The 21,902-nt window shown below is 59.7% G+C and carries 18 protein-coding genes and 1 tRNA gene; 11 read left to right on the top strand and 8 right to left on the bottom strand.

All coding sequences use genetic code 11. From position 1 onward, the window contains the following. Nucleotides 1–5: 5 nt before the first annotated feature. The gene (purM, locus tag HMPREF0574_RS04540) at nt 6–1,292 is read left to right on the top strand and encodes a phosphoribosylformylglycinamidine cyclo-ligase (RefSeq protein ID WP_004007523.1); all 1,287 of its coding nucleotides are present in this window, start codon (nt 6–8) and stop codon (nt 1,290–1,292) included. Between the two features lie 103 nt (nt 1,293–1,395). On the opposite strand, the gene HMPREF0574_RS04535 is transcribed toward purM, so the two are convergent. The 4 genes from HMPREF0574_RS04535 to HMPREF0574_RS04520 are packed head-to-tail and all read right to left on the bottom strand — an operon-like array spanning nt 1,396 to nt 7,485. Further along, a complete protein-coding gene (locus tag HMPREF0574_RS04535) occupies nt 1,396–1,695 on the bottom strand; it encodes a DUF3618 domain-containing protein (RefSeq protein WP_004007522.1) in 300 nt (99 codons plus the stop codon). Continuing rightward, nucleotides 1,692–2,111 carry a phage holin family protein gene (locus HMPREF0574_RS04530; protein WP_004007521.1) on the bottom strand — a complete coding sequence of 140 codons (420 nt, stop codon included), beginning with the start codon at nt 2,109–2,111 and terminating at the stop codon, nt 1,692–1,694. Before HMPREF0574_RS04530 ends, HMPREF0574_RS04535 begins: the two co-directional genes overlap by 4 nt. Nucleotides 2,112–2,170: 59 nt before the next feature. Continuing rightward, the gene (locus HMPREF0574_RS04525; protein WP_004007520.1) at nt 2,171–4,744 is read right to left on the bottom strand and encodes an ABC transporter permease; all 2,574 of its coding nucleotides are present in this window, start codon (nt 4,742–4,744) and stop codon (nt 2,171–2,173) included. A 5-nt stretch (nt 4,745–4,749) separates the two neighbouring features. Then, a complete protein-coding gene (locus tag HMPREF0574_RS04520; protein WP_236585810.1) occupies nt 4,750–7,485 on the bottom strand; it encodes an ABC transporter ATP-binding protein in 2,736 nt (911 codons plus the stop codon). A gap of 255 nt (nt 7,486–7,740) precedes the next feature. Between HMPREF0574_RS04520 and HMPREF0574_RS04515 the strand changes: the two genes are divergently transcribed. From HMPREF0574_RS04515 to HMPREF0574_RS04495, 5 genes are read left to right on the top strand one after another with little or no spacing between them, the layout of a single operon-like run. Continuing rightward, on the top strand, nt 7,741–8,673 hold the full coding sequence (locus HMPREF0574_RS04515) for an EamA family transporter (RefSeq protein ID WP_004007518.1): 933 nt from the start codon (nt 7,741–7,743) through the stop codon (nt 8,671–8,673). A gap of 9 nt (nt 8,674–8,682) precedes the next feature. Beyond that, the gene (locus HMPREF0574_RS04510) at nt 8,683–9,429 is read left to right on the top strand and encodes a YggS family pyridoxal phosphate-dependent enzyme (RefSeq protein WP_004007517.1); all 747 of its coding nucleotides are present in this window, start codon (nt 8,683–8,685) and stop codon (nt 9,427–9,429) included. 33 nt (nt 9,430–9,462) lie between these two features. Then, entirely contained in the window at nt 9,463–10,122 is a 660-nt protein-coding gene (locus HMPREF0574_RS04505; RefSeq protein ID WP_004007516.1) for an FtsB family cell division protein, read from the top strand. 32 nt (nt 10,123–10,154) lie between these two features. Continuing rightward, nucleotides 10,155–10,727 carry a DUF501 domain-containing protein gene (locus HMPREF0574_RS04500; protein WP_004007515.1) on the top strand — a complete coding sequence of 191 codons (573 nt, stop codon included), beginning with the start codon at nt 10,155–10,157 and terminating at the stop codon, nt 10,725–10,727. Further along, nucleotides 10,727–11,755, top strand: coding sequence for a Ppx/GppA phosphatase family protein (locus HMPREF0574_RS04495; protein ID WP_004007514.1), 1,029 nt, complete (start codon nt 10,727–10,729; stop codon nt 11,753–11,755). The genes HMPREF0574_RS04500 and HMPREF0574_RS04495 overlap by 1 nt, the downstream gene beginning before the upstream one ends. Nucleotides 11,756–12,025: 270 nt before the next feature. On the opposite strand, the gene HMPREF0574_RS04490 is transcribed toward HMPREF0574_RS04495, so the two are convergent. Then, nucleotides 12,026–13,246 carry a hypothetical protein gene (locus HMPREF0574_RS04490; protein WP_004007513.1) on the bottom strand — a complete coding sequence of 407 codons (1,221 nt, stop codon included), beginning with the start codon at nt 13,244–13,246 and terminating at the stop codon, nt 12,026–12,028. Nucleotides 13,247–13,401: 155 nt separating this feature from the next. Continuing rightward, entirely contained in the window at nt 13,402–14,769 is a 1,368-nt protein-coding gene (nhaA, locus tag HMPREF0574_RS04485) for a Na+/H+ antiporter NhaA (RefSeq protein WP_004007512.1), read from the bottom strand. A gap of 73 nt (nt 14,770–14,842) precedes the next feature. On the opposite strand from nhaA, the gene HMPREF0574_RS04480 reads away from it, so the two are divergent. After that, nucleotides 14,843–14,918 (top strand) — tRNA-Leu (locus tag HMPREF0574_RS04480). Nucleotides 14,919–14,941: 23 nt separating this feature from the next. On the opposite strand, the gene HMPREF0574_RS04475 is transcribed toward HMPREF0574_RS04480, so the two are convergent. Both HMPREF0574_RS04475 and HMPREF0574_RS04470 read right to left on the bottom strand, forming a co-directional pair. Next, nucleotides 14,942–15,688, bottom strand: coding sequence for a response regulator transcription factor (locus HMPREF0574_RS04475; protein WP_004007511.1), 747 nt, complete (start codon nt 15,686–15,688; stop codon nt 14,942–14,944). Nucleotides 15,689–15,713: 25 nt separating this feature from the next. Next, nucleotides 15,714–16,673, bottom strand: a complete 960-nt coding sequence (locus HMPREF0574_RS04470) for a sensor histidine kinase (protein ID WP_036325063.1) — start codon at nt 16,671–16,673, stop codon at nt 15,714–15,716. 215 nt (nt 16,674–16,888) lie between these two features. Between HMPREF0574_RS04470 and HMPREF0574_RS04465 the strand changes: the two genes are divergently transcribed. From HMPREF0574_RS04465 to HMPREF0574_RS04450, 4 genes are all read left to right on the top strand, one after another. After that, entirely contained in the window at nt 16,889–17,785 is an 897-nt protein-coding gene (locus HMPREF0574_RS04465; protein ID WP_036324900.1) for a Bax inhibitor-1/YccA family protein, read from the top strand. Nucleotides 17,786–17,909: 124 nt separating this feature from the next. Continuing rightward, a complete protein-coding gene (locus tag HMPREF0574_RS04460) occupies nt 17,910–18,419 on the top strand; it encodes a GNAT family N-acetyltransferase (RefSeq protein WP_004007508.1) in 510 nt (169 codons plus the stop codon). A 112-nt stretch (nt 18,420–18,531) separates the two neighbouring features. After that, nucleotides 18,532–19,995: an AI-2E family transporter gene (locus HMPREF0574_RS04455; protein ID WP_004007507.1), complete on the top strand. Its 1,464-nt coding sequence runs from the start codon at nt 18,532–18,534 to the stop codon at nt 19,993–19,995. A gap of 130 nt (nt 19,996–20,125) precedes the next feature. Continuing rightward, a complete protein-coding gene (locus HMPREF0574_RS04450; protein ID WP_004007506.1) occupies nt 20,126–21,790 on the top strand; it encodes a hypothetical protein in 1,665 nt (554 codons plus the stop codon). Nucleotides 21,791–21,902 lie beyond the last annotated feature (112 nt).

The raw sequence follows: 21,902 nt of genomic DNA, 5'->3' as shown, positions 1-21,902 counted from the left end.
CCGGCATGAATTTCGAGGTTAACTCTGGCGCTACCGATGCGATTACCGGAGGGACGACAGGCAATAATCCGCGTGAAAATGGCACTGCCAATCTGACCAACCCGGTAAACGCTTATGCCCGCGCCGGCGTGGACACCCAGGCCGGCGACCGCGCGGTGGAACTGATGAAGACCGCAGTGCAAGCCACCCAGGGGTCGGAAGTTTTGGGCGGTACCGGCGGGTTCGCGGGACTCTATGATGCCTCGGCAGCGGGGATGACCACCATGCGTCGCCCCCTGTTGGCGACGTCTACCGACGGGGTCGGCACCAAGATTGAGCTGGCGAAAGCGATGCGGATTTATGACACTATCGGTCAAGACCTGGTGGGAATGGTCGTCGATGACCTCACCCCGGCAGGGGTACGACCCCTGTTCATGACCGATTACATCGCCTGTGGTCGGGTGGTCCCCCAGATGATTGCGGGTGTGGTCGAGGGCATCGCCCGCGCTTGCCAGGCGGTAGATTGCGCGCTGGTGGCAGGCGAGACTGCCGAGCATCCGGGAGTGCTGGGCGTGGCGGATTTCGATGTCGCCGGGGCTGCCACCGGTGTGGTGGACGCGCCCCGACTGTTGGGACCCCAGCGTGTTTGCGCCGGTGACATGGTAGTGGGGTTTGGCGCCAGTGGTCTGCATTCCAATGGGTATTCCCTGGTGCGCCGAATTGTGGCAGACGCGGGCGTGGCTTGGGAGTCCTCGATTCCCCAGTCTTACGGGGTGGTGGCGCCCCATGGTTCGCCGTTTGCTGATGGCGCTGATTATTCCCTGGGGCACGCCTGTCTGGAACCGACCCGGTTGTATTCCCGGTTGTGTTTGTACCTGGAAAATTCTGGCTGGCTGGCTGCCCGCCAAGCCGGAGATTTCGTTGGGGAACTGGACGGAAACCGGGTACATGCGTTCGCCCACGTGACCGGGGGTGGTTTGGCTGCGAATCTGTGCCGGGTCATTCCTGCCGGGCTGCACGCCGTGGTGGATCGTTCGACGTGGCAGGTGCCGGGAATTTTCCGCTACCTGATGGATTTGGGTGGAGTGGACGTGACCAGTGCCGAGGACACCTGGAACCTCGGCGTGGGGATGGTGGCGCTGGTACATCCTGATTTTGTGCCCGCCACTGTGCAAGCAGCGCAGCGCGCCGGTATGGAAGCCTTTGTCATGGGAACCGTCAGCGACGGTATTCCCGCAGGTGAGCGCCTGATTTCGGGGACCAAAGGGGTTTCTGGTGGCACCGTGGCATTGCGCGGTGAATACCGGTATTAGCCTCGGTAACCAGGCGTGGCGTGAATATAAGGTGGAATATGGGCAGTAGCTGCCATTATTGACAGCTACTGCCTAAATACCACCACTTACAGACAAAAAGCAGTTACCTCTGGCGGTGGCGCAGTTTAGCCAAGAGCAGCACGCCCGCCACAACACCTGCCACGACGCCCAGCTTCTTTTGTGATGCTGCGTCGCCATCCAGGGCGTCAGTAAAGGTGGCTTTGGCTCGCTGCGCAAAATCCTGAGCTTTCGCTTGGGCTTCCCTGACCTGATTAGCGGGATGAAGCCGATCGACCAACTGGTCTACGGTCTGACCCATTTCGGAGCGGGTAGTTTCAATCTGACGCTCAATTTCCTCAGGGCTACCGGTAAATTCTTTTTTCTCCGCGATGTTTTCGCTCATTTTTCCGCTCCTAAATCCGGGCGCTTGAGAGCAGCCTTCAACGTCTCTACGTCCCGCTTGACGTGCTTTTGAGGTTCCGGGATAGTAGCCTTGGCGCGTTTCGCTGCGGATAGCCCAGCCAGAACCAAAATCAGCGTCAATACCAGCAACACCGCCGCGTTAATCAACGCCCCCCACAGCAGCGAACCGGTCAACATCGTAAACCCAAAGAACATTGCTTTCAGCAAATACCCCAGCATAAATAACCCAAATATGCCCGCACCTGCCAGCATCCCTGCCGCCAGACCGAACCGGGACCCGGCGGCTTTTGCCTGAGCCTTCATCAACGCGACCTCAGCCCTGAACAGGTCAGAAATCTGGGTGGAAAATCGCGCAAACAGTGCCCCCAGCGATAATTTTGGTTCTTCTATAGCCATCCCGGCCTCCTCGTCGACATCACTTCAAACCTAGTTTACTATTTCCCCAAAATTTGCGTTCAGGAAGCCAAAGTCGCCATGAGAGCCGGGGCCCGTAAAGTCTTGCGAGCGGGTAGTGAAGCTGCCAAAACTGCCAACGCGACAGCCAGCGCCACGAAACCAAGCTGACCTAGCGCCGGGATACCCCACGCGCCCATCCCCAAGTCGCGCAGCAGCCAACGCCACAGCAACCCGATGACTACGCCGGAAATCCATCCCAGCCCCGCGCCCAGCAGCGCCAAGAAAAATGCCTCCCACCGCAGCGAGGCCCGTACCTCCCGCGGGGTCAACCCCAGCACTCGCAGCAGGGCAAAACTTTGCCGGCGTTCTATCATCGCCAGCGCCAAAGTGTTCACAATCCCCAAAATCGCGATGATGATTGATAGCCCGAGCAGCGCATACATCAACCACAGCACTTGCGTGGTGGTTTGGGACAGCGCGTGGGACAGCTCCACCGGGGTAAAGACCCGATAGACACAGAACGGATTGAGAGCTTGCTGGATGCGACCCTGAACCTGTCGGATTTCAGCCGCAGACGGGGTGTCGCGCGGGCTGTCCAGGTTCACAAAAATGTAGCGGTATGCCAGAGTTTCAGGACCAGCAGCCTGGCGCAGATACTCCGGATCGAGGAAAATCGCCGCGTCCAGCAGGGTGGAACGCACTATCCCGGCGACCTTGGTGGAATAAATCCCGCGAGGACCCGTCACCGTAATCGCGTTCCCGACTTTCCAACCCTCTCGAGCCGCGTCACGGGCATTCACCAGAGCTTGACCGTTCGCCAGACCCTCGACGTCACCTGCTTTGACCTGCAGTGAGATGAGGTTTTTGGCGTCATCCGCAGTGATGCCGGCAGTAACTAAGGACCGAGTGGAATCTCGGTCGAGCCGTACCAGCATCGGGGCGCTAAAGATACCGGCATCAGCGGAACGCACCCCGTCCACTTTCCGCAGTGCTCCGACCACCGGTGACACATTAGTGGAGGGCTGCAGCGAAGCTACGACCAGGTCGGATTGGACTTCCTGGACCACCCCTGATTGCAGGGATTGGCGGGCAGAATCCGCCAGAATTCCCCCGGTAGTGGCGATAGCAATGCCGATAACCAGGGCGGCTGCCCCCAAAGAGGTGCGACGCGGGTAGCGGCGCAGGTTGCGCAGGGCGAACTGCGCCGGTAGCCGGTTAAAACGACGAAATAGCGTGGCAAACACCCACAGGAACGGGCGCAACAGGACGGGGGTCAGCCACAGCACCCCGAACAGCCCCAACACCGAAGCTGCCACAGCCAGCGCTATCGCGCGCATCCCCACTCCTGACCGAGACGACTCCACCAGCGCCCCCGCGCCGAGACCGACCGCCACAACCAGGATTGTCAGTCCCAAAAGTGTGGCACCGCGCAGCCGACCCTCCGGGGCGGGTGCGCTCGCAGACAGAGCATCCAGCGGGGTCATCCGCCCGGCGCGCCAAGCCGGAAGCAAACCAGCCGCCACGGTAATCAGCACTCCCAGTGCCACAATCACCAGCGCCCGGACCAGCCCCAACGGCATACCGGGGGTGAACACCCACCCTTGTGCCACGAGAATCTGCCGGACTCCCAGCACCAGCGCCAGCCCCACTCCCGCGCCCAAAATGGAGCCGACCAGCCCAATCAGCAGGGCTTCGCCAGCCACCAACATCCGCAGCGCACGGGGACTATAGCCCAGGGTGCGCAGCATCCCGAGCATCCGATAGCGGGAAGTGACCAGAATCCCGAAAGTGTTTGTAATCAGGAAAGCGCCCGCCAGCAGCGCCAGCGCCACAAACGCTTGTGCCAGCAGATTCACCAAACCAATCGTGCGCGCCATCGCCGCGGACTGTTGAGCGCGCAGCGCGGCTCCCGTCAAAATGACAGCATCGGGACCGACAGCGTCTTGGACCCGCTGCTTGACATTGCTGGTGTCCGCGGCGGGGGCTACGTGAATGCCGATGAGCTTGACCTTGCCCTCGGGAGAGAACCAAGTCTTTGCGTCTTTGCCGTCCACGAAAGCCAAAGTGGTGGTGCCGAGCGGGGCTTTAAACTGGGCGAGCCCTACGACTTTCAGGCGATGGGTCGTCCCTGCCCAAATCAGGGTGGCAGTTTTGCCAGTTTGCAGTCCGGCGCGACGTGCCATGTGCAGTTCCAGCATGACTTCTTTCGGTCCGTGCGGCAGGCGTCCCGCCGCAACTTCCGGGCCGGGCGGATAGGGGAAAGCGCCGCGCACCAAGGTCGGGCTGAGCCCTACCGAGACGGGCTGTTTGTCTTGATTTAACAGGACCGCCTGGCCCTCGAACTGAGGCACCGCATGGGCGACCCCGTCGACGTCTTCGATAATCTGCACGAGTTCATCGCTGATGCTGCCTCGCGAGTTCAGGTCACCCGCAGGAGCATCCTTTACCGGAGGCGCCACTGCATAGAGATCCCCGTCGAGCGTCGCGGTCGCGGAGGACTGCGCCGCGTCTGTCATCAGGTCAGTTATCCCCAAAGTGGCGGTCAGGAACGTCACGCCCAGCACGACGGCGAACACGGTGGGAACGAAGCGGGAGCCGCGGCGGGTGATTTCGCGCCAAATGAGTTTCCACATGGCGTCTACCGACCCTTAGGAGGGTATCGCAAGGATTGGGGGCGCCAGTCGGGAGGGAAAGTCTCGGGAGTGTCCGTGCCGGGGGCAGTGGTTGTAGCCGCCTCCGGGGGGACTGGGCTCCCTGGCATCGCCGGGCTTGTTGGGGCGGGGGTGCGTCCCAGGTTGCGTAAATCATCCTGCAGAGCCGCCGACCGGGCTTCTGCCTGGGCTAGCATGGCGTCAGCGCGGGCGATGAGCAGTTCTTGATCGGGGGTCTTTCCGCGACTGGGCAAGCTTGGGTTCCCGCCGTGCGGGGTCGCCGAGTTCGCTGGGGTTGCTGGTGTCGCCGGAGCTGCCGGGGTTGCCGAGGGCGTGGCACTACGAGGGGCACGAGTCGCTGCCGAAGCGCGGGAGTCGCGCGGGGCGTCGGGTTCCTGCAGTGTCTCGGTGGCAGCGTTGATGGCTGCGCCCGAAGCTGCCAAGAGTTTTTCCGCCTGTTCAATCATGGCGAGCAGTTCGTTCTTGCCTTCGGCTTCTGCCAAGTGCGGGTCGACCGCAGGTCGGCGCGAGCGGCGCGGTCCGTCATAAGTGCGGGACGCGGCGGGTTTTGAGCGTTCCGGCTGGGGTGCTGGCTGGGGAGCCGGGGTCGGTTGCGGTGCGGGGCGCGGTTCAGGCTGCAGCTCGGGTTGGCGCGCGAACGCGTCCGGGGCGCTGAGGGTGCTTTCCAGCTGGGAGACCCGTCGGGGGGGCGGGAAAGTCTGTGGCTGCGGCGCGGATGGTGCCGCGGTCGGGGCTTCTGCCGGGGGTGTTGCGGGGTATCGTGCCGAGAAACTGTCAGGCAACTCGGGGCGCTCCAGCTCAGGCTCGGCAGGGGGTGCCGGGACAGCTTCGGGGACAAACGCCTCGGAAAGAATCCGGGACGAAGCCGAACTGGGCACAAGTGTGGGAGGATTGTCCACCCACACGTTCGGGTCGCTTGCCGCGAGGGGCGCGACCGGCGGTGCAACTGGTGGCGTAACCGGAGGTTCGACCGGAGGTGCCAGCGGCGGGGTGACTGGAGCAGCGGGCGCAGTGGGTGCGGTGGGCAGAGTGGGAGCCACCGCATCTGGGGGAAGGCTGGGCGTTGGTGCGGGCGTTAGTGTGGGTGCGGGCTGCCTCGCACCAAAACTGCCCAATATCGGACGGCGCCGCCGGACAGACACCTCCACGTCAGCTTCACCGCTCGCTGTACGCGCGGGCTTGTCCATAAAATCAAACGAATTAAACCCGGTATCGCCAGAGCCTGAGTCTGTATCCGGGATGTTCGGACGCTCGGGACGTGCTGTTTCGTAACTGTCAGCAGCCGGGGTGGTGGAACCGCTGGCTGCCAACTCGGCAGCCCCGGAAATCACGGAGTCAAAGTCGCTGAGTTCTTTGGCATTAGCGGGGGAACCTGATGCGGAGTCCCTGGTGGTATCGGGATTAGCAAACCCGGATGCCAGTGGTTTCCCCAGCAAATCGTTGGTGTCCTCCTGGGCGGCAGGGTGCGCTACGGACATGCTGGGCCACTTGAAATCACCCCGAGCCAGGGAATCTGCCAGTTCGTTCGGTTTGGGATTGGTCTCGGCAATGCCCAAGTTGGCAAAAGTGAGGGCGGTGTCGCGTTGGCGACTCGCGGGGGGTGCCACAGGTGCGAATGTCGGTTCTGGCGCCGACGCCGAAGTCGGTTCTGGAGCCGGTGTCGGGACGGTGTGCGCTGCCGGGATGGTGCTGGGCGAGTCCGGCACCGCCGGCGGGGTTGGTGCTGTAACGGGAGCCAATTTTGGCAAGCCTGTGGCGGTATCGGCAGGAAGTTCTGGCTGTTCAGAGTCTGTTTCGTCCTCAATCTTTGGCAAACTCATGACGGCGGTCAGGTCTTTTTCTAACGCTGCCGGATCGACGTCCCGCAAAGTCTGGGGTGCGCTGGGCTGTCCCGCGCGTTTCCGGGCTTTCCGCACTTCGCCGAGGTTTTGCTCGGCGGCGAGAATCGCCTCGCGAGTCGGGTTCGTCAGCTGGGCAACAATCTGACCGTCAAACAGGAACAGCACCCGGTCAGCATATTTAGCGGCATCGGGTTCATGGGTGACCATGATGACTGACTGTTGCCAGTCGCGCGCCGCTGCCCGCAGGAACGAAAGGACCTGTGCCGAAGACTCCGAATCGAGGTTCCCGGTCGGCTCATCAGCGAAAACGACCTCGGGAGTGACCAGCAAAGCGCGAGCACAAGCGACCTTTTGCTGTTGCCCCCCGCTCAGCTCGGCGGGAAACGCATCCAGCCGAGACTCCAAATCAAGCTCTTTGACCAGGGCTTTCATCCGGCGCCGATCCGGAGACTGGCGGCGCACCAACGCTGACAGCTCGATATTTTCCGCGACGGTCAGCGTGGGCACCAGGTTAAACGCCTGAAAGATAAACCCCATCGTGTCACGGCGAAACCGGGTCAGTTCCGCGGCATTCAGCCCCGACAAGTCACGACCGGCGACCGTCACCGTGCCAGATTGAAACGAATCCAACCCTGCCAAAATATGCAGCAAGGAGGATTTGCCGGAACCGGAAGGACCCATAATGGCAGTGAACTGGGCGCGGGGGAAATCCACATCCACCTGGTCTAAAGCCGTGACGGCGCGCTCTGTATCGGCATGACCATAAATTTTAGTCAGACCGCGAACGCTGATGAGAGAATCCGAGACCGGAGAAAGCGTGGTGGAAAACCTCGGTGATGCCGCAGGGATTTGATTGGCCAAGTTCGCCTCCTTTCTCTGCATTCTTTCACATTTGCCGCCAAGGTGCTGGTTTCCGCGCCCGAGAGAAGTGCAACTCGTTACAAAGGGTAGACTCGCTCGCGACCCGCTCAGCGAGCAACGGAGGGCAAAAGGACCTCGCGATCTGGACACAATTTTACAAAATGGTGTGAACTGGTAAAACATCCCACGCGGCGATGAAAAATGGCAGGAACAGAGTATCTTTACGGCTTTCCAAGTGCGGTCTAGAATGTCTAAATGCCTGGAAAATCCCGAAAACCCGTTCCTGCGCCCTTGATTTTCTTTACCGATGGTTTCATCCAATATGTCGGGGCTGGTTTTGCGGTAACGCTGTTTGCCCTGATGGAGCCCTTGACTGTGGCATGGCTGCGCACCGTGTTTGCAGCCGTGCTGATGTTAGCATGGCGTCGACCGTGGGGCGCACGAGCGCTCACCCCCCGTGGTTACCTGTGGTCCTGCCTGTTCGGGACCGCGCTGGTTTGTATGAACATGACTTTTTACGAGGCCGTATCCAGGCTTCCCTTGGGCACCACCGTTTCCGTGGAATTCCTGGGACCGGTCATTTTTGCAGCTATCGGCATCTCCGGCTGGATGGGCAAGCTCTCCGTCCTGCTGGCTTTTTCCGGAGTGATCATGATTAGTGGACTGGGCTTGGACATGAGCAATCCGACCGAACGGGTGGGCTTGATTTGGGCGCTGGTCAACGGGGGGATGTGGGTGTCATACATGGCTTTGGGGCGCAAAGTAGCGGTTTTGGGGCGCGGGATTGATTCCCTGTCAGTAGCCCTGGCGTTTGGTTCGTGCCTGCAGCTGCCCCTGGCGTGGCCAGACATTCACATTGCGTTTAGTTCGTGGTCTGTATTCGGTCTGGCATTGCTGGTGAGTCTGTGTTCCTCCCTCGTGCCCTACTTCCTGGAAATGGTCGTGCTGCGTGACGTGTCTGCCTCTATTTTCGCGCTGCTCTCCGCGCTGCTGCCGGTAACTTCCCTGCTGGTGGGGGTGATTATGCTGCGGCAAATCCCGAGTTGGCCAGAAGTTGGGGGTTTGATTTTGGTGTCGATAGCGGTGGCGATGACCTATCGGCGCGATCCCGCCGATCCCGCCACCCCTGCTGATTCTGTAGTCCCTGCCGATTCCGTCAGCCCCGTCCCTGTCGCGTCAGCGGACTAAACTAGGCTTATGAGCGGATTCTCACAACGTTTGCACGACCTCTCGCAACGAGTCGCCGCAGCTGCCGCGACCGCGGGGCGCGACAGCGAGTCGATTCGCATCCTGCCGGTCAGCAAAACTCACCCGGTCGCGGACCTGCGTGAAGCTCTCGCCGCGGGAGTGAGTGAATTTGGGGAAAATAAACCCCAGGAACTAGCAACGAAAGCCGCGGAACTGGGGGCGAACCTGGACTTGTGCGCTGACAGGAACGAGGTCAGCCCCCGTTGGGTTCAGATTGGCAACCTGCAACGCAACAAAGCCAAACTCATCGTCGCTTATGGCGCGGAGCTGCAGTCCCTAGACTCGGCGAAACTGGCGCAAACCCTGAACCGTCTGCTTGACCAGGCAGGACGCACACTGGAAGTCATGATTGAGGTCAACACTTCCGGTGAGGACGCGAAACACGGGGTCGCCCCGGAGGAAACTCTGGAACTGGCGCGATTGGTGATTGATCAGCCGCGACTGCACCTCATCGGCTTGATGACGGTGGCAGCGCACATAGACCGGGTGGGAGAACGCGGTGTATTCGAGATGTTTTCCCAGCTGGCAGGGTTGCGAGAGGCGGTGCTAGGGCTGCCTGGTGGGGCGGATTGCCGGGAACTGTCGATGGGCATGAGCGGGGATTTCGAGCTGGCGATTGCGGCGGGCTCCACGTGCGTGCGGGTCGGGTCAGCCCTGTTCGGTCCGCGAGATTACGCGCAAAAGCCTGTCTCGTGACGGAACCCTGCAGATTTTTGGGATAATGTCCACGTGAAGCGTCCCAGTTTGAAACCGCGTCAACTCTCCGATGCGGCACAGCCGACCCCGCGCAGCTCGGCGCAGTCAGGCGCTGCCCCGCGGAGAGCTGGGAAGAACTCACGCCAAAACGCCGCCCCGACCTCGCCCGCGGTAAAAGCCCCGTCGCGTCCCCGCGTCGAGGACGCTCCCGGCTCGACCCGTCTGGCACGTATCCTCACCCTGGCAGCAGTAGCGCTGGCAGTATTCCTGGTGGTGTTTTCCCCGCTGCGCTCCTGGATGGATCAGCAGCAACAGGCGCGAGCGCTCGCCGCCCAAATCGCCCAAGTCAAAGCCCAAAACGCCGAGCTGGAAGCGGAAATCAAACGCTATCGGGACCCCGAATATATTTCCCGGCAAGCCCGTGAACGGTTGGGATATGTGAAACCCGGCGAAGTTACCTATGTCGTAGTTGATCCTCCCGGTGCGGAAAAACCGCAGCTGACTAGCGGCTGGACCGATAAAGACACGAATGATTTGCCGTGGTTCCGCCAAATCGTCACCGGGCTGGAAGTCGCCGGGGCGGCTCCCGCCCCTGGAAAACCCGCGAAAACTGCCGGACCGTCCGCGACGCCTGCTGACAAAGCCACCCCCGAAAAAACCTCTAACCCCAAGAACGCCCCGACCCGCAACTGAGCGCTAACCGTAAACTGACAAAGGAGCCCCTTGTGATTACACCTGCTAGCCCGCAAGATTTGCGTATCATCGCAGCTCAATTGGGGCGTGTCCCGCGGGGAGTTATAGGGGTTGCCGCCCGATGCGGCGGTGACGCCGCCGGTCACCCCGCGGTCATTGCGAGCGCCCCGCGCCTGCCCGGTGGCGAGCCTTTCCCCACGTTTTATTACCTGACTTGCCCGGCAGCAGTCGCAGCCGCCTCACACTTGGAGGCAAACGGGGTCATGCGCGAGGCAGAAGCCCTGCTGGAGACAAACCCGCAGATAGCGGCGGCTTATACGCGCGCCCATGAGCTCTATATTCGCCAGCGCACCCAGGCGGGTGAAGCCGCCGGAATCGGGGAAGTCGCCGAAATCGCGGGGGTGTCAGCCGGGGGAATGCCGAACCGGGTCAAGTGTTTCCACGCCCTGCTTGGACACTCATTGGCGGCAGGTCGGGGAGTAAATCCCATCGGGGATTGGGTGTTGGATCGGTTGGAACAGTTGCCCGCCAGCAACCCGCATCGTTGGACGCCCACGACTTGTGCCTGGAAATTTGACGAAACTGTGGGGGAGGAGAATCGGTAATGCGTATAGCAGCAATTGATTGTGGGACTCACTCGATTCGTTTGCTCATTAGTGAGGTCGACCCCCAGTCCGGGACGATGACCGATGTGGTGCGGTTGAACCGGATTGTGGGCTTGGGCGAAGGAGTGGACCGGACTGGGCACCTGGGGTCAGCCGCGCTGGAACGGACTTTTGCAGCGGTCACGGAATATGCCGAGTATGTGCGCCGTGAGGACGTCCAGAGAATCCGGATGGTGGCGACTTCCGCTTCGCGGGACGCGGATAATTTTCCGGAGTTTAGCGCCGGGGTACAGGCACGGCTGGGGGTTATCCCGGAGGTCATTTCGGGACAACTCGAGGCGACATTGGGATTCACCGGGACGCTCTCGGCGCATCGCGACGTTGCCAGCCCGGCACTGACCGTAGACATTGGGGGAGGTTCCACCGAATTCGCGTTCGGAGAGATTAACCCCGCTACCGGTCGGTTTGACCAGGTCAGTGCCACGGTGTCGATGAATATGGGCTCCACGCGCGTCACCGAACGTTACTTGCGTCCCGCCGAAGATGCACGAGGTGTGCCCTGCGAGGATGCAATCAGCCAAGCTGCCCAGTTTGTCGATGGGATGATTACCCAGGCTGCAGCCCAGGTGCCGTTGGATTGCGCCTGCCAAATTGTCGGGGTCGCCGGTTCGGTCACGACTTTGACCGCCCTGGAATTGGGGTTGGAACGTTATGAGCCGGATAAAATCAACGGTGCCGTGCTGGATTCCGGGGCGCTGCGGGAACACGCCCAGCGCCTGATTCGGATGCCGCACGAGGAAAAAGCCCAGCTGGGACCCATGCATCCGCAGCGGGTGCGCCAGATTGCTGGCGGAGTCCTGGTGTGGGAGCGGATTTTGGCTTGGTTGGAGGCTCATCCGGCTCCCGGTTCGTTCCCGGGTCGCTCGGAATCGGGAACGGTGCCTACCGGTGAACCCCGTGGCGCATTCCCAGTCTTGACCTCTGAAAATGACATCCTCGATGGGATTATCCTGTCCCAGATTCCCTGATTTCCGGGGCTGGTTTTTGAATTTGGTGTCGTGACTTCGCCCGCGCTCTTTGCGTCGGGGTGCCATATCTGGCGCCCCGAGCCGTTCTAGATAGGTTTTACTCCAGGTTTTCGGGGAAATAGAGCGCTGTTTTTGGTGAGTGTCGGGGCGGGCGTGGATTATAGGGTGGAAATAGGGCTGTAGCTGCCAATAATGGCAGCTACAGCCCAAATACCACCTTATATTCACAACCCCGGCAGGTATCTCCAACCTGGGGCAATATGTTGGGGGCTAGTTTTGCGGATTTGGATTCTGGGTGGAGTCGGTCGGTTCAGGGGACGGACCAGCTTGGTCTGGAATATTCGACCCGAAAGACTGCGGTTGCCCAAGCTGGGTCTGGTCAGGCTGATTCTGCTGTTCAAACTGGGTTTGAACCGGCTGTCCTGGCTGCGCTGGTTGAGCAAAGGGGTTTGCCATTTGGGTAGGTTGCCCTGGCTGGGCAAAGGGGTTGGGTTGCCCGAACTGAGGTTGCGAGGTCTGCACGGCAGGTTGCCCCGCGCTCGGCTGTGCGAAGGGTTGCGTTGGACCGGGCTGTCCCGGCTGCGCTGGTTGAGCAAAGGGGTTTGCCGGTTGAGCAGGTTGTCTCGGTTGCATGGGTTGCATGGGTTGCCCAAATTGGGGCTGTCCCGGTTGCATGGGTTGTCCCGGTTGCCTGTAGTTCATCGGCTGGCCGAACTGAGTCACCGGATTAGCCTTAGCTTTGCTCTTTTTGACCAGCACCACAATCAGAATGACGATTCCGGCAACAATCAGGATTGAAAACAAGGGAATCGCCAGCAAAAAATACCCGGGGACCGACGTTCTGGTTATCCCGGCAGCCGTGTGGTCACTGTCCGAATCGTACTTGGAATCAGCCGTATCGACGCTGTTTCCAGCAGGTATGTCAGGGGAGGAAACCACTTTAACTTCGCTGCCGAGGTCGGTCAGGTCCAGCGTCACACTGTCACCCTGGAAATCAACGGGTTGCCCGTCCACGGTGGCTGTTTTGATACCGTGGGGCATCTGAATAATCAGGTTCATGGTGATTGAATCCATACCGATCTCGCTGGTATCCCCAGCACCGTTCAGTTTCGATTTCAGGTCGTCAACGTCCTCTTTGGGTAGGGTCAGAACCAGGTCATCGCCGTCTTTTTTCAGGTTCTTGCTTGAATTGAGACTCTGTTCCTGAGGCAGAATAATCTCGCATTTCATATCCCCGCCGGTACTCAAATCTTTGACCGTGGCCTCGCCTTCATTTTCCGTATCCGCGAGATCCTGGCAGGTCACTTTCCCGCCGTCGCCCATGGAGGAAAGCATGTCCTTTTCGGCTTCGCTCATCGCCACGATGACCGAAGGCTCAATGGTGTGCTCGTCGATGACTTTCAGTTTGACGTTCATTTCGCAGCCGCTCAATGCCACCAACGCGATTGCCGCTATGCCCGCTACCAAGCTTTTCTTGCGCAAACTCCGCATTTGTGTGCCTTTCTAGGTTTCCAGGAAACGACTCAACGCCGATTCCTCACTTCGAAAATATCAGATGCGCCCGACGCCGGACATACCCTTTTGGGTTATTTTCTTTCCCAAGTCCGCAGGGTCGGGCTGATGCACAAGGGCGGGGTGGACTGTCCTCACTCGTGGGCGTGTGACCGGCGGAAAGCCAGACGCAGCTGCAGGGCAACCGCACCCAAGATGATGGACAGCGCGGTGCCCATGACCACACCGATAGAACCGGCTTGGGTCAACAAATCGTCGCCGCGGAAAGACAGGTGCGAAATCAGCAGCGCCACCGTGAAACCAATCCCTGCCACCAGCGAAATCGGAACCATATCACCCATGGTCACGCCTTTTTCCAAGTGCAGAGGAGTGAACTTTTCCATCACGAAGACGGAACCGGAGATTCCCAACAATTTCCCGAAAGGCAACGCCAACATGACCGCTATCGCTACGGGATTTGCCAGCATTTGCAGCGCCCCGCCAGGAGTGTCCACAATGTCCACCCCCGCGGCAAAGAAAGCAAAGAACGGCACCGCAAACGCGGCAGAAACCGGGTTCACCTTCATCGCGATTTGTTCCACCATATTGTGGACTTCCCAATCGCGCTTATCGGCGGGAACCACCATGCCCAGCACCACTCCGGCAATCGTGGCGTGAATACCGGAAACCAGCATGAAGTACCAGGTCAGCACCCCCAGAGGGAGCAGGAAATACCAGTGACCTTTCCGCTTGCGGCACAGGAGCCCAAACCAGGCAGCACACGCTGCCATCGGCAGCAGGAAAACCAGATTCAGGTTAGAACCATAGAATACGGCGATGACGATAATCCCGCCCAGGTCGTCGGCTACCGCCAGGGTCAGCAGGAACGTCCGTGCCCCGTTAGGCAAGCCACGACCAAAAATCTGCAAAATCGCGACCGCGAAAGCAATATCTGTAGCGGTCGGAATCGCCCAACCGTGCCAAGCTCCAGAGCCAGTGATGGCGGTGACCACTACGAAGACCAGGGCGGGTCCCGCCATCCCGAAAACGGCGGCAATAATCGGCATCGCCGCGGTGCGGGGATCGTGCAGGGCGCCGTGGGTGAACTCTTCCTTTAGCTCCAACCCGACGGTGAAAAAGAAAATTGCCAGGATACCGTCACGCGCCCACTCTTCAATAGGCATGGACAGGTGCAGTTTTTGCAGCACAGACAGGGTGTCAGTGGCGGCGGCTTGCGCCAAACCAGGGTCGGGCACGAACTGTGCCACTGCCTGATACCCCTCGCGGAAAGGGGTGTTGGCAAACACCAAGGCGAGCACGGCAGCGATAATCAGAATCAGCCCTCCGACGATGTCATCGGAAACAAACCGAGCAAACCGCTGCTGCGGGCTGAGTCGTTGCTCGCCAGCCTGGACCGCGGCATCGTAGTCTGTCGGGGAAGGACTGGCTAAGTCCGGCTCTCCGAACAGACCCTTGTCGAGGTTTTCGTATTCTTTATCATTGCTTGGCACTTCTTTGTCCATAATCCACAGTCTAGGTTCGATTTGAGTAAATCCCCAAATGAATGGATGATTAACCAAGCTGAAAAATGCGACCGCCCCCGTAGCCCAATGGTAGAGGCAGCTGACTTAAAATCAGTTCAGTGTCGGTTCGAATCCGACCGGGGGTACCATTCCTCCCGCTAATCTGGCGGATTTAGGCGGAAACCAGACCATTTTCGTAAGCAAAAATGACCGCTTGCACGCGGTCGCGGGCACCGATTTTGTTCAGGATATTGCCCACGTGAGTCTTCACCGTAGTCATCGAAATAAACAGCTGCGTGGCGATTTCCTGATTGGTCAGACCTTGTGCGATGAGGGTGAGGACCTCAGTCTCCCGATCTGTGAGGCTGTCCAGCAGGGCTTTATCGACCAGGTTCGCTTCCTCCGCCTCGTCCTGTTCTCCGGGCAGCTGGGGAGCGAACATTTCCAGCATTCGTTTCGTCACGCGCGGAGAAATCGTGGCGTCCCCGTGGGCGACATTGCGGATGGCGCCGATGAGTTCCTCTGGTTTGGCGTCTTTCAGCAGGAATCCGCTGGCTCCGGCTCGCAGTGCGGCGAAAGCGTATTCATCCAGGTCAAAAGTGGTGAGGATGAGGACTTTCACGTTTGGGTTGCCAGTAATGATTTCCGAAGTCGCTTCGATGCCGTTCATGTGTGGCATCCGCACATCCATTAGCACCACGTCAGGCGAGGTCGCTTTGACCATCTGTAGTGCGGTTTTGCCATCTGCCGCTTCGCCTACCACCGTGATGTCGTCCGCGGCTTCCAGCACCATCCGAAATCCCATCCGGATCAGGGATTGGTCATCGACCAGCAGCACTTTGATGGCTTCACTAGGCGCGGACTGTGCGGATTCCGCGGATTGCGCGGTCTGTCCCGGTTCGTTCTCGTTGTCACTCACGTTTCTATTGTCCCCTAAAAGTCGTTCACGCGGGCATGACCCAGCCCTCAGGCTTCGGAGTTTCTGCCTGCCAGTGCAAGGAGGCTTCTACCCGCCACCCGCCGGGGGTGGGACCGGCCTCGACATGACCGTCATAAACCGCGGCACGCTCGCGCATCCCAATCAGCCCTTTTCCGCCGCCGGGGTTAATCCCCGCCAAGGAAGTGGCGTTAAACACGACGATATGAATGCCGTTTCCCTGCACTTCCAAATCAACCTCGACCGCGGTGGAGGCGGGAGCATGACGTAAAATGTTAGTCAAAGACTCTTGGACGATTCGATAAATCGTCAGTTGCAGCGGACCGTCAGCCGGCACCTCATCCCCGGAATACCGGTAAGTAATGGGCAGACCAGCCGCTCGGAACTGGGCAATGAGCCCCTCCATTTCTGCCAAGTCCGGGGACGGGGTGAAACGGACTTCCTCCAGGGAGGATGCGGGGGCGTCTTGCGGAGCGTTGGGGTCAAGGTTCTGGGGCACTTCGGTGGGTTGGCGCAGCACTCCCACCAGGCGGCGGGTGTCTGCCAGTGCTGCCCGCCCCGTCTCGCTCATATTGCGCAAGGCTGCTTTGGCGAGTTCCGGGTTTTTGTCAATCGCGGCGGTGGCGCCGTCACTCATCGCAATCAACACCGTCAGTGAGTGAGCCACAATATCGTGCATCTCCCGCGCAATCCGGGCTCGTTCGTCAGCTACCGCAATCTGTTCGGATTGCTCGCGTTCCAGTTCCAACTGGCGGTTGCGCAACGTCAGCTCGTCCACCCGGTCGCGTCCCAATTGGACGATACGTGCCAGCATCACTGCCACCACCATCAGCAGGGTGATGACCAGCGCCAGCATTCCGCGGGCAGCCAGATTTTCCTGCGGTTCCAGGAATCCCACCTGGACTACCACCAAAATACCGACTCCGAACAGCACTAAGAACGTGACTATGAGCAGCGCGTTTGACACCAAACCGCGCAGGGTTCGGCGCCGCGCGGGGTCAACATTGCCACCGGGCTGGCGAGGAATCGGGGGGGTAGTCACCAACCTATTGTGACATAGCTGGTTTTCGCTGGCTTCGCGACGGGCGGCGTCCCGGAAAATCCCCCCGCAGCAGGAGGACTGAGCCCCGCAGAAACCCGGAAATCCGCTACGATAAAACTGTTGAGACTATAAGGAGCGACATGAGTAATCCAGTGTTTACCCGCAACAAAGTATTTACCGAGCGCACTCCGGGGGGATACCCGACTATGCCCGGCTACCAGGTCGGCGGAGGGGCAACTCAGACCTATCCCGGTGACGCTCCCCAAGTGAGCTACGTGCCGGAACGCCCCCAGCAGTTCCCCACTCCGCAGGGACAGGAACAATACGGCACGACTTCTGCCAGCCGTCCCGTCACCATGGACGATGTTTTGATTAAGACGGTGGTGACTTTCGGGACCCTCCTGCTTTTCGGAGCCGGGTCTTGGGCGTTGACCGCGACCAATCCTGGTCTGGGCATGAGCGTGGCGTTTGTCTCGATGCTTGTAGCTTTGGTGTTGGGGCTGGTGAACTCGTTTAAGCGCCGTCCCTCCCCGGCTTTGATTTTGGGTTACGCCGCTTTCGAGGGCGTCATGTTAGGTGGCATTTCCAGCCTGTTCGCCGCGCTTTACGACGGTGTAGTGGTGAAAGCAATCGTGGCGACCTTGGTCACCACCCTGGTGATGCTGGTGCTGTTTAAGACCAAGGTGGTGCGGAACTCCCCGACCTTGATGCGGGTCATCACAGTTGGTATGTTTTCGATTTTTGTGTTCTATCTGGGCAACATGGTGGTCAGCCTCATCAACCCGGCATGGTCTTTCTACGGTCCCAACGCACCGACCATCGGTGGCTTCCCGCTGTGGATTGTGGTCAGCCTCATCGCCATCGGATTAGCCGCGTTCTCGCTGGTTACGGACTTTGACTACATCGTTACTGCGGTCGATAACGGGGCGCCTCGGGAAACCGCTTGGACAGCCGCTTTTGGGCTCATGGTGACCTTGATTTGGCTCTACATTGAGTTCCTGCGGATTTTTGCGTACTTTGCGTCCGATAACAACTAGGTTTGTGTTCCGGAGTTTCCGGTCTGAATGTTCAGCGCAGTTTCGTGTTAACCCGCGGGGAGGATACCGTTTGCCTCCCCTCAGAAGTTAGACTTAGAGAAAACATCACACGGAATCGAGAGTAATGACTGTCAACATTCGCCCGCCAGAAGTTCAGGATGCTGCCGGTATGGGGGTGGCTCATGCCCGCATGTGGCTGGCTAACTACGGTGAATTTATTGACGCAAAATACCGTTCCCGTTTCGATGAGCCGACTTTGGTCGGGCAGTGGCACAATCTGTTGACTTCGGATCCGGCAGGACGCCGCATTGCTATTGCGGTTGAGCACGGTCGGGTGGTCGGTATCGCCATGACGGTACAGACAGTTCGTAACGAGCACGTGACCCCGCCCGCACGGGAACGGGAAGTGTCCATGCACTACCTGATGCCAGAATTTCAGGGGCAAGGTCTGGGACGGCGCCTGCTGGAATACGTGGTCGGTCCTCAAGAGCCAGCCCAACTGTGGCTACCGGCAGGGTATCCGGGGGAAAAACGAGCGCACCGATTTTATCGGCGTGCCGGGTTCCTCTCGGACGGAGCCATGACCGGTCGCGAGGTCAACTACGGGCTGACGCTCAACCGGATGGTGCGCTAAGCATTATTCCTTTCACTCGGCATTCGGTCTGTGCTCACCCAGTCGCGACGCTCCAAAAGGCGGGGCGACCAGAATGAAACTTTTGACAACAACCAATCGAAACGGAAGTGCGATGGAAAAGAAAGCGTTATTGAACGCCGGAGCTGAATACAGACGCGGGTGGTGGCGTGAGGTCATTGCCCGGCGAGACACACAAAATCGGGTTCCTAACTTTGACGAGCTAGAACCGACCGCCCCACCGCTGGTGGAAAACGGTCCGAACTCGGCTTATGCTGTGTCGTGGCGAATCCGGGTGGCAGCCAGCTGGGCATGGCGTTTCCTGGCCATCGTTGCGGCACTGGGGCTGATTCTGTATGGAATCACGAAAGTATCCATCGTCTTTATTCCCCTGGCCATTGCCCTGCTGTTGACGTTGCTGTTGGAGCCGATGCATCTCCGCCTGCAAAAGTGGCACATTCCCAAGACCCTATCCGCGATTATTTCCCTGCTCGTGGGGGTCGGGCTGGTTGTCGCGATGATTTGGATTGCGACTTCGCAGCTGGCGCACGGCGCGCCCGCCCTGCTGGTGAAAGCCGGGGGTGGTTTCGACAAGGCGTTAGCGTGGTTGAGCGACGGTCCCCTGAAACTGGATCAGGAACAAATCGAGAAATATATTCACGAGCTGACTGCCCAAATCACCGCTTTTGCCACCAAGTATTCCTCCTCAATCGCGTCCTCGGCGCTGTCAGTGACCTCTTCGGTCGCCAGCGTAGTCACCACCATCTTGATTTCGCTGTTCTGCCTGTTCTTTTTCCTCAAGGACGGTCGCCAGATTTGGATTTGGTTGATTCGGATGTTGCCGGTGCCCGCTCGTGAGCCGGTACACGAGGCGGCGATTCGCGGCTGGACCACGCTAAATGGTTACATCCGGGCACAGGCAGTGGTGGCTTTGGTGGATTCCGTGTTTATCTCTATCGGAGCCGCGGTCCTGGGGGCGGGGTCGATGACTATTCCGCTGGCTTTGCTCATTTTCATCGGCGCTTTTATCCCGATTGTGGGGGCAGTGACCACCGGGGCTATCGCCGTGCTGATTTTGCTGCTAGATAAAGGTTTCATGGCGGCTGTCATCATGCTGATTGTGATTTTGGCAGTGCAACAGATTGAATCGAACGTGCTGCATCCGATGCTGATGTCCTCCGCGGTTAATTTGCATCCACTGGCAGTGCTGCTGGGCGTGACGGCAGGAACCTTCCTGGCAGGAATCATCGGAGCGCTGCTGGTGGTCCCGGTGATTGCATTCTTTAACACCGTGGTTTTGTACCTGACCGGACACGACTCGATGCCGGAGCTATCCACCCGTCACGACCGAATTGGCGGGGCTCCGGGCACGGTTCACGCCCAGGTGGCGGCGTCTTATATTGGTGGCTCCAAAAAGGACACCGCGAAAGTGATGGCAACCCAGGAACGTTCCCGGCAGCAATCCACCGCGGCGACGGCATCCCCGGCGAAAGACCCGACCGAAAAGGCTGGTGACACCGCTGTTGCTGACGGGCCCGCGACGGACTCGGCAACCCCGGCTGGTTCCGAAAAGTCCTAATCGTGACCTCCCGTCGCCCCCGACGCAACGCCAGCTTCACCGGAATCACGGCAGGGAAAATCGCGACCTTTTTCAAATGCTTCCCACGCCTGTATGTAACAGGAGTAAAAACGTGAGATGATAGGGGAAGTTGAGCCTTACAGGCTGGCTCGCTAAAGTCCCGACGATTGAGGTTGCGATGTCGCTGTTTGAGTATGACCAAGGTCACCTGATTCCTGCCCAGTTTGGCCATCCCGTAGGACCAGAAGCCCAGGGGGAGATTCTGGATTCCATCCGTCGCCAAGTCCTCGAAGTCATTGCGCGCCCGCTTTTCCCTGTGACCTGGAACGATATGACCGTGACGCCGGTGTCCGGGATGCCCGGAGAGTTTGCGGAACCTGCGGGGACACCACAAGGGTCCGGGGGTGCGGGTCGGACTGAGCACAGTTTTCCCCAGCAGTCCCCGCGTTTGACCGCTTTGGACGGTTCCGGTCAGGTCGTGCTGGTCGAAGTGGTGGATCGGCTGGATTCCAGCGGTTTAATTGCGGCATTGGCACGGCTCGGGGCAGTGTCGAATCTGGGGTGGAATGATTTAGCTGCCGCCTATCCCGGCGGGGTCAGCGCTTTCCGTTCTGGGTGGACGCAATTTCGCGATGCTATGCCACCGAACTTGGCGGCGGGACCGCGCCTGATTTTGGTCGCCACCGAGATTGACCCCGATGTGCGCCCCGCCTTGGACGCGTTGACCCCCTCCGGACTGGAAGTCCATCATGTCAGCGTGCGCGAAATGTCCAACGGGCGCCGCTTCCTCGACGTGCAGCGGGTGGCATCCTCGCTGTTCAGCCACGATACGAATCTTTTGGCAGGCCGGGGAGCCCGCATCCCAGCGATTACCTCTGCCACCGATGCAGATATGCAAAATGCGGAATCTGTGACACCTGAGGCGGAGTCCGGTCCGGATCAGGTGTCCGGAGTGGTCACCGATTTGGCGACCCCGATGGCGCCCGGTTCGGTTCCCGAAGCCGCCGCGCCGGAAGGCGAATCTGGCAGCGCAGAGCCGGCGGAGACGACTTTGCAACCCGTGGTGCCCGACTCGGAACCGGCGGCAGAGACCGCGGACAGTCCAACCCCGGTAGACGAGCCAGAGCTGCAAACCGGGTCAATTTCCCGCCACTCCATTATGGAAGCAGCACGGGCATCGGCAGTGTCCCCGTTGGCTACGGTAGAGGATGACGAGCCGGTAGAGTCGCTGTTTACCACCCATCACGGCAGTGCTGCAGAACCAGACTCGCCGTCCTTTGCAGACATTATTTCCGGCACAGATACCGGGGAGCTACCGCCGGTACATCATTCACACCGGGCGCCTGCCAGCGAAGAAACCTTGGCAGCAGAGGCACAAGCCCAAGCTGAGAACGAACCGGTACAGCCGGTGTCGCCCGCCGAAACTGTGCAAGTCTCGGAGACGTCCCTGACTCGGGAGACACCAGAGACACTAGGGGCGGGTCAGTCAGACGAATTCGACCTGTTGTACCGCGACGCTACCGGGCTGGGTATCATCGCCCAAGTGACCGGGGAGGACACCCCGCTGGTCGCCCTGATTGACTTTAATGGCACCCCGGCAGAAGTCACCGCGATTCTGGCAGAACGCGGGGTCATTATTCTGGAAGGTCGCGAATTTCATGATCCCAGCGATGCGGCACGGGAGCTCGGTCAAGATGTCGACGGCTGGGAGTTCTGGCACCTGGGCTTTAGCGAGGGACCGACCCTCGCTGAAGCCCAAGCTGAGATTAACGCTGAAATTCAACGCAATCGTTAAATCTCATTCCGGGAAATATTCCCCGTGTGGGGGCTAATACTATTAATTTGTTTCGGTGTGCGTAGAGGGCACACCGAAACATTTTTAAGTTTTATGCCGGGTTTCTCCGGGC

The organism is Mobiluncus curtisii subsp. curtisii ATCC 35241, assembly GCF_000146285.1.
Lineage (GTDB): Bacteria > Actinomycetota > Actinomycetes > Actinomycetales > Actinomycetaceae > Mobiluncus > Mobiluncus curtisii.
Note: the sequence above shows the minus strand (reverse complement) of the source record. Positions and strands in the feature narration are given on the sequence as shown.